Below are 7,525 nucleotides of genomic sequence, written 5' to 3'. Positions count from 1 at the left end.
ACGGCCGACCTGGTGCTGTGTGCGCCCGTGGTGGAACGCGAGGCCCGCGAGCAGGGCAAAACCCTGCAGGCGCACTACGCCCACCTGCTGGTGCACGGCACGCTGCACGCGCAGGGTTATGACCACGAGACGAACGAAGGCGATGCGCTGGAGATGGAGGCACTGGAAATCATGCTGCTGGACGCGCTGGGTTTCCCCAACCCCTATTGACCGGGTAAGGCCTATGATGGCGCCGGAACCCGGCGACGCGCCCGGGTTCCGGCGTACCAAAAATAATGACAAAAAGGGAGTCCCATGAAAACCATCCGCAAAGCGATGCTGGCGTCGCTGTCCCTCTCATGCCTGCTCTTCGGAGCGGCCCACGCCAACCCCCGCGCCGATGCGCTGATGAAAAGCTTCGACACCAACGGGGATGGCAAGATCTCAACCGACGAGTGGCTGGGTAACAAGCGCCGGTTCCAGAAAATCGACGCCAATGGGGACGGCTTCGTCACCCCTGAGGAACTGGCGGCGGCTTTCGACAATGCCGCCGCGGGCGCCGGACCGGCTGGCGAGGGCGGGGCAGGTGGCGCAAAGGCCAACTCGTCAGAACCCCACAAGGTGCCGCTGTTCCAGCTCAAAAACGTCAACAGCCAGGCCTTTCTGAGCGGGAAGACCCCGAAAGAGCAGATGCACGCGATCGGCATGCAGGAGAGCGGCCTGACCGCGGTCTTCCCGCAGGGCGGTGGCTGCCACCCCATTGACCACGTTTTCGGAGAAGTCTGGCAGGGCGGGCCGGACAAAAACAAGCTGCACTCGGGTGCCGACATTCCTGCCGGTTACGGAGAACCGATTCACGCCATGGCCGACGGCGTGGTGGTGGCCAAGGCTGACGGTGGTGGTGAAGGTCCGCGCAAGAACCGTGGCGTGTTGATCGTCCTTCAGCATTCCCCGCAGGACAGCGGCTTGCCGGTGTGGTCGTACACCCTGTATTCGCATTTCAGCAAGGCGCCCGAACTGGAAATCGGCCAGCGCGTTCGCATGGGCGAGTACCTGGGACCGAACGGCAGAAGCGGCGTTCCGGGCGCGAGCCGGGAGCCCCACCTGCACCTGTCGGCCTTCATCGGCGAGTCACCCCGTTATGCGGTCGCCAACGATACGGTGGTTCCGGAAGGAGGCCGCTTCATCGACCCGATCGCCCTGTTCCGCGGCCAGCTGCCGATGGACACGGCGCTGATGCGGGAATTGCCCGCAGAGCAAAAGCTGATCCCCGCCGCCTACAAGCGCAAAAGCGGCGAGATTGTTCCGGCTGGCGCCAAGCTGATCTGGCCCTTCCTGTGCAAGGGCTAGTAGGCAGCTGAATTGTCCCCGAGCGAATTACGCCGATACGCAGACTCAAACGCGTATCTGAGACAGCCTTTTCTCTTCAAACTTCAGCAAAAAACGCCTGCATCTGCTGTGCCACCCATTGCGGGCGCGTGATGGTCGGAACGTGACCAACGCCATCTGCTACCACCAGCCTCGCATGCGGGATCAGATCAAGCAGCTTTTCAGATGAGGCCAGCGGTGAGATCACGTCGCGACTGCCGTGTAGGACCAGCGTTGGAACCGTGATCGCGCCCAAGCGCGATGCCATATCCACGTGCTCCACACATTCGAGCATCTGCACAGCGGCTCCGGCGCTGGACCGCTTGACAATCAGTTTGCCCCAGGCCCGCTCGGCCTCGCACCCCGCCTCCGGGGCGCAGGCTTCGACAAAGGCATCCATGGTTGCCGCGAAATCGGCCTTGCATCCGGCGATCAGCCGGTCGCGGGTGGGCGTTCGTTCGCCCGTATAGCGCCCGCCCACGATGGCCAGGCCAGTGAAGCGCTCGGGGCAACGCAAGGCGGCCTCAAAGGCGACGAATGCACCCATCGATTCAGCCGCCAGCACGCAGGTTTCCACGTTCAAGGCATCCATCACCCGAAACAGGTCATCCACCAGCAGTTCAAACGTGATATCGGGGGTGATGCACCTTGTCCCGCCGGTACCGCGGTGGTCGTAAGTGATGGTGCGCCAGGATGAACTGAGAATTTCAAACGGCGCCACCCACAACTCGCCACTGCCCACCCAGCCGCCATGGGCCAGCAAGGTCCGGGGGCCGGCGCCGAATGATGACACCAGAATATCGGCATCTTTTGATTTCAGGTACATGGCAGGCTCCTGCAAAAGGATCAAGCCCCCCAAGCCGGTTGACCTGGTATTGACTGGCCGATCGCCTTGGTCACAGCATAGGAAACGCCAGCGCGAACTTCCAGAGGCAGCGGTCCCGGCTGCTGCCGGAATTTTCTCCCTGGGTGCTATCTGGGTCGGGACGCCAGTCCCGGCGGCGCTGGGTCAGCTCGACCCAGACCGGCGTCCCGGGCCTGCACGATCGCTTCGGCCCGGGTGGTGACACCCATCTTGTCGAACAGGCTGGTCACGTGGTTCCGGATGGTCTTGTTGGCGAGTCCCAGCGTGGCAGCAATGTGGGCGTTGTCGCGCCCACGGGCAATTTGCTCCAGCACCTGGCGCTCGCGCGGCGTCAGCCTGGACAGAACCGGCAGATCGCCCGCCACAGGGTCCGCGCGAACCGTATCGAGAAATGTGGTCACTTCGGTCTGCAGAAGCTGCCATGCAGGCTCGGTGACCTTGGGCAAATGTGAGCACGACTCCATGGGCACGAAGCGTGCACCAGGGATGAGCCCGGCAACAACCCGGCCCGACTCGAAGGGCACCACGGCATCCATTCTGGAATGCAGGACCAGGGTTGGACACGCGACCTTTTGCGCCGCGGCAGACACGTCAATCTCATAGGCCGCACGCAGAATCCGGGCTGCCATGGCGGGCGTGGTGCAGGTTTTCATCTGCGCATTCATCCAGCGTATCTGTTCGGCCGTGCCGTCCGGGAAAAACCGGGACGAGAACACCTGACGGAACGCAGCGTTGTCGCTGCCCCAGCCGAATTCCATCATTTTCGCCATGGCCTTGCCCAACTCCCGTTCGGCGTCGGTGGCGTCGCGCTTGAGCAGCCCCTGGGCATAGCCGCCACAAATGATGAGTCCGGCCACTTTGTCGGGGTGCCGCGCCGCGTACTCAATGGCGGCGGCAGCGCCCTGGGACAAGCCGACGATCACCACGCGTTCCAGTCCGGCTGCTTCGACCACAGCCTCCATGTCGCCCACCCAGGCCTGCAAGGAGGTGCTGTCAATCAACCGGTCTGAAAGTCCGCAGCCGCGAAGATCATGGCCGATGAGTTCATGGCCAGTATTCAGCAAGGCGATCCACGGCCCCCACACCGGACTGGAGGCCTCTGACTCGATGTCGTTGAGCCACATGCATGATTTGACAATCGCCGGGCCATGACCGGTCCGCGAAAACGCGATCCGGGTTCCATCCCCGGCGGTGCAGAAGCGAATGGTTCGTTGTCGGGCTGCCATGGCCCGCCGATGATAGCCCGTCAGGCCTCATCGCATGCAAACCCCCGGTACCGCCAAAGTCAAGTACAAAATACGACTTCAGCCTTTACGTCACAAGCGCAGATAGCTACTGTTTTGATAGCGGATCAATGCGTAAGGGAATCGTCACCGGCCCGTCATTGACCAGGTGTACCTGCATGTCGGCGGCGAACCGCCCGGTCTCTACCTGCGAATGCGCCAATCGCGCCTGCGCCACAAAGTAATCGTAGAGCCGGCGCCCCTCATCCGGCCCGGCTGCACCGGTAAAGCTGGGGCGGTTGCCGCCTGACACATCGGCGGCCAGTGTGAACTGGCTGACGACAAGCAGGCCGCCGGCCACGTCCTGCACGCTGCGGTTCATCTTGCCAGCCTCGTCTGAAAAGATGCGCAGCTTGAGAATTTTTGCCAGCAGCCTGTCGGCCTGGGCATCGCTGTCGCCGCGCTCGGCACACAGCAGCAGCAGCAGGCCGGCGCCGATCTGGCCGATCACTTCACCGCCCACCACCACACGCGCCTGGCTGACGCGCTGAATCACGCTGATCAAATCAGGTCCTTCTTGTCGTCAAAGTGCGCTTCCACGTCCGACGGCAAGAGCTCGATGGTGGCACGCAGGCCCGGCACGGCGCTCATCAACGCCTGCTCGACACTGGCGCGAACCGCAGCAGCGCGCCCGAGTGACCAGCTGGCCGGCATGTGCATGTGCATGTCCACAAAACGGCGCTGGCCCGAACGGCGCGTGCTGATGTGGTCAAAGCGGATGGTGTGGTGCTGGAACTCGTCCAGGGTCTTGTGAATGTCGGCCAGTACCTCGGGCTCCACTGCTTCATCCATGAGCCCCTGTGACGAACGCCACATCAGGTGAAAACCTTCCCAGAGAATGTTCAGTGCCACCCCCATCGCCACCAATGCATCGAGCCAGAGCCAGCCCGTCAGCATGACGGCGCCGATGCCCACGACCACGCCCGCCGAGGTCCAGACATCGGTGACCAAGTGCCTGGCATCGGCTTCAAGCGCAATCGAACGGTGCGCCTTGGCGGAGCGGAACATGACCCAGGCCAGCAGCCCGTTCAGACCCGAGCTGACCACGGAAAGAAACAGGCCCCAGCCCACCTGCTGCAGGGGCTGTGGGTCAAATATCCGATGGCCTGCCGCCCAGATGATGGCCAGCGCCGCGGCGATGATCAGCACCCCTTCAAAGCCGGAGGAAAAATATTCGGCCTTGTGGTGGCCGTAGGGATGATCGTCGTCGGCAGGCCGCTGCGCAATTGTCACCATGGTCAGCCCGAAAATCGCGCTGGCCAGATTGACGAAAGATTCCATCGCATCGGCCAGCAAACCGACCGAGTCGGTGATGTACCAGGCCCCGGTTTTCAGCACGATGGTGACAAGCGCCACCACCACCGAAGCCATCAGCAGGCGTTGGGGTGTCAATGACTGCAGTGTGGGCAACTTCATCGGCCCATTGTCCCCGATGCGCGGCACGCTATGCAAAAATGCAGCCATGCGCAAGGCTCAACAACACCGCTGGATAGGGTTTCTGCTCTGGGGCCTGATCACGGTGCTGGGTTGCGTGACGCTGGCGCGCATGGAGCTGACACAGCAGCGGGAGGCCTTCGAGACCGACGCACGCATTGTTCACAGGCTTCTCAGCCAGCGCGTGGTGCAGCACGACGCCGTCATGGCGACACTGGCACTGCTGCAAACCGCGCCCGATGCATCGCAGCCCGAGCAGCGCCTGAGTTCGCTTTATCCCCAAATCATCTCTGTGCAACGGCGTGACAGTGGTGCCAGCTGGCCCGATGAGCGCCTGCGCGTCGCGGAAACCCTGTCGCGGGCGCTGCGCCGCCCGGCGCTGGCCGGTGTGGACTTTGCCCGCGGCCGCTACCAGCTGGTGCTGGCGTCCGAACCCGCCAGCTTTGCACTGCAGATGGACCTGCGCGCCGTGGTTCCCTGGAGTGAATGGCCGATGGCGCCGGAAACCAGCCCGGTGCGTGTGATGCTGAGGCACGAAGGCCAGGACTGGATCGTGCAGCCGGGCCGGCTGGGCCAAGGCGGCTGGCGTTTCGACTTTCACAAGCATCTGGCGGCGGACAGCCAGCCCTTCGACGTCGTGGCCCTGCGCCAGGTCGGCTGGCTCGAACTGCCCTGGGCCTGGATGCTGGTCTGGGCCGCCCTGGTGGCTGCCGTGCTGGCCGGCTGGCTCGCCTGGCTGCGCCAGCGCGCGGCCCGCCGGCGCGCAGAAGAGCTGCTGCGGCTGGGCCAGGTCGCCCGCCTGAACACCCTGGGTGAGCTGGCAGCGGGCATGGCGCACGAATTGAACCAGCCGCTGACCGCGCTGCTGGCCAGCACCCAGGCGTGCACCCGTCTGCTGGAAGAAGAACCGCCGGATCTGACGGTGGTCCGTGACGCAATGGCTCAGGCGGTCGAGCAGGCTCGCCGCGCTTCCTCGGTGGTGAGCCGCCTGCGTCGCGCCGTGGAGCGCCCCGACCTGGCCGCGCAGTTGCAGCCCGTCGGCTTGCAGCAGACCATCCAGAACGCGTTGTACCTGCTGGAGCCGGAGTTCAAACGGCGCGACGTCGCACCCACGCTGGCACTCCCCATCGCTCCGGTCACCGTGCTCGCCGAACCGGTCGCCCTGGAACAGATCATCCACAACCTGTTGATGAATGCCTTGCAGGCCCTCGAACAGGTCCCCAGCAAAGAGCGCCAATTGACGGTAGCCGTGCACGCCGAGGCCGGGCAGGGGACCATCACTGTCACCGATAGCGGGCCGGGCATGACGGACGCGGTGCTGGCGCGCATCTTCGAGCCTTTTTTCACCACGCGCGACGCCGGCCTGGGGCTGGGCCTGAGCCTGTGCGAAACGCTGGCCACCGGCATGAACGGCAGCCTCAAAGCCGGGAAGCAGGAGCCGCGCGGCGCCCAGTTCCGCCTGTCCCTGCCGCTGGCACCCGCTGCCTCCGAAGGCCAACCATGAACGTCACGGGTCCAGGCGACACCTTGTCGCCGCTGATCCACCTGATTGACGACGACGCGGCCGTGCGCACCAGCCTGACCCTGCTGATCGGTACGGTAGGTCTGCGTGTGCAGGCCTGGGCCAACCCACAGGCCTTCATGGCCGGCTTTGACCGCCAGACCATAGGCGCCATCGTTCTCGATGTGCGCATGCCCGGCATCAGCGGCCTGACGGTGCTGGACACGCTGGTGGCCCAGGGTGTGGACCAGCCCGTGATCCTGCTGACCGGGCACGGCACAGTGGACATGTGCCGCCGCGCCTTCAAGGCCGGTGCTGCCGAGTTTCTGGAAAAACCGGTGGATGACGAAGCCTTGCTGGAAGCGCTGCAAAATGCGGTGCGTCAGCATGTGAAGTCGCGTGAGCGCAGCCAGGCCGACCGGCATGCGCAGGAGCGGTATGCGCAGCTGTCCGCGCGCGAACGTGAAGTCCTGGGCCTGATCGTGGCGGGACTGACCAACAAGGAAATCGGCCGCGCGCTCAATGTTTCCCCGCGCACGGTGGAAACCCACCGTGCCAACCTGTTTGCCAAGCTGGAAGCCGATTCACTGGCCCAATTGATCAGGCACTACGCTTCGCTGGCCGAAGCCAGCCCCTGAAAACGGCCGGGATGAACCTGCTCCGTAGTTCTACGGAGCCGGTCGCGTAGGCCTACGAATGGGCAACCCGGCCTCCATTTTTTAAAGTTCTCTCACGGTTGATTGAACCGTTCCGAGCAACAACATCAATGGAGAACACCATGCGCACCATCATCCAATTTTCTGCCCTCGCCTTGTCCCTCGCCGCCGCTGCCGCTTCGGCACAAAGCGTCCGGACGGAAAAGAACATGTCCCTTGAACTGGCCAATCAGATCGCCTCGGCCACCGTTGCCGCCTGCTCGGCCAACGGGTATTCGGTGGCCGCCACGGTGGTGGACCGCGCCGGCGGCGTGCGCGCCGTGCAACGCGCGGACAATGCCGGCCCGCACACCCTGGGCGCCAGCCTGCAAAAGGCCTTCACCTCGGCATCGGCCAAAAACACCACGCTGGCCATGATGGACGGCGCGCAGAAAAACCC

9 protein-coding genes are annotated in these 7,525 nt (G+C 64.1%); 5 read left to right on the top strand and 4 right to left on the bottom strand.

The features are described 5' to 3' along the window. On the top strand, positions 1 to 210 hold a 210-nt coding region (gene ybeY, locus PSV33_RS17635; protein WP_300563735.1), incomplete at its 5' end, for an rRNA maturation RNase YbeY. An 84-nt stretch (positions 211 to 294) separates the two neighbouring features. Next, positions 295 to 1,329 (top strand): peptidoglycan DD-metalloendopeptidase family protein, encoded by a 1,035-nt coding sequence (locus PSV33_RS17630; RefSeq protein WP_300563733.1) that lies wholly within the window; start codon positions 295 to 297, stop codon positions 1,327 to 1,329. 76 nt (positions 1,330 to 1,405) lie between these two features. On the opposite strand, the gene PSV33_RS17625 is transcribed toward PSV33_RS17630, so the two are convergent. The 4 genes from PSV33_RS17625 to PSV33_RS17610 form a co-directional block, all read right to left on the bottom strand. Continuing rightward, positions 1,406 to 2,173, bottom strand: coding sequence for an alpha/beta hydrolase (locus PSV33_RS17625; RefSeq protein ID WP_300563731.1), 768 nt, complete (start codon positions 2,171 to 2,173; stop codon positions 1,406 to 1,408). 146 nt (positions 2,174 to 2,319) lie between these two features. Continuing rightward, positions 2,320 to 3,336 carry an alpha/beta fold hydrolase gene (locus PSV33_RS17620; protein WP_300563729.1) on the bottom strand — a complete coding sequence of 339 codons (1,017 nt, stop codon included), beginning with the start codon at positions 3,334 to 3,336 and terminating at the stop codon, positions 2,320 to 2,322. A 208-nt stretch (positions 3,337 to 3,544) separates the two neighbouring features. Then, positions 3,545 to 4,000, bottom strand: a complete 456-nt coding sequence (gene dtd, locus PSV33_RS17615) for a D-aminoacyl-tRNA deacylase (RefSeq protein WP_300563727.1) — start codon at positions 3,998 to 4,000, stop codon at positions 3,545 to 3,547. After that, positions 3,997 to 4,911: a cation diffusion facilitator family transporter gene (locus PSV33_RS17610; protein ID WP_300563725.1), complete on the bottom strand. Its 915-nt coding sequence runs from the start codon at positions 4,909 to 4,911 to the stop codon at positions 3,997 to 3,999. The genes dtd and PSV33_RS17610 overlap by 4 nt, the downstream gene beginning before the upstream one ends. A gap of 46 nt (positions 4,912 to 4,957) precedes the next feature. Here PSV33_RS17610 and PSV33_RS17605 point away from each other — a divergent pair, with 46 nt between their 5' ends. The 3 genes from PSV33_RS17605 to PSV33_RS17595 all read left to right on the top strand — a co-directional run. Continuing rightward, the gene (locus PSV33_RS17605; protein ID WP_300563723.1) at positions 4,958 to 6,433 is read left to right on the top strand and encodes an ATP-binding protein; all 1,476 of its coding nucleotides are present in this window, start codon (positions 4,958 to 4,960) and stop codon (positions 6,431 to 6,433) included. Then, a complete protein-coding gene (locus PSV33_RS17600; protein ID WP_300563721.1) occupies positions 6,430 to 7,068 on the top strand; it encodes a response regulator in 639 nt (212 codons plus the stop codon). Before PSV33_RS17605 ends, PSV33_RS17600 begins: the two co-directional genes overlap by 4 nt. 140 nt (positions 7,069 to 7,208) lie before the next feature. Then, positions 7,209 to 7,525 (top strand): heme-binding protein (locus tag PSV33_RS17595; RefSeq protein WP_300563719.1); only part of this gene is annotated, 317 nt, incomplete at its 3' end.

Origin of the sequence: Polaromonas sp. (genome assembly GCF_029945895.1) — a bacterium.
GTDB lineage: Bacteria > Pseudomonadota > Gammaproteobacteria > Burkholderiales > Burkholderiaceae_C > Polaromonas.
Note: the sequence above shows the minus strand (reverse complement) of the source record. Positions and strands in the feature narration are given on the sequence as shown.

What these genes read in the sequence shown, in the direction of transcription:
- PSV33_RS17630 (WP_300563733.1), top strand. Translation starts at nt 295, where the DNA reads ATGAAAACCATCCGCAAAGCGATGCTGGCGTCGCTGTCCCTCTCATGC.
- PSV33_RS17625 (WP_300563731.1), bottom strand. Translation starts at nt 2,173, where the DNA reads ATGTACCTGAAATCAAAAGATGCCGATATTCTGGTGTCATCATTCGGC.
- PSV33_RS17620 (WP_300563729.1), bottom strand. Translation starts at nt 3,336, where the DNA reads ATGTGGCTCAACGACATCGAGTCAGAGGCCTCCAGTCCGGTGTGGGGG.
- PSV33_RS17610 (WP_300563725.1), bottom strand. Translation starts at nt 4,911, where the DNA reads ATGAAGTTGCCCACACTGCAGTCATTGACACCCCAACGCCTGCTGATG.
- PSV33_RS17605 (WP_300563723.1), top strand. Translation starts at nt 4,958, where the DNA reads ATGCGCAAGGCTCAACAACACCGCTGGATAGGGTTTCTGCTCTGGGGC.
- PSV33_RS17600 (WP_300563721.1), top strand. Translation starts at nt 6,430, where the DNA reads ATGAACGTCACGGGTCCAGGCGACACCTTGTCGCCGCTGATCCACCTG.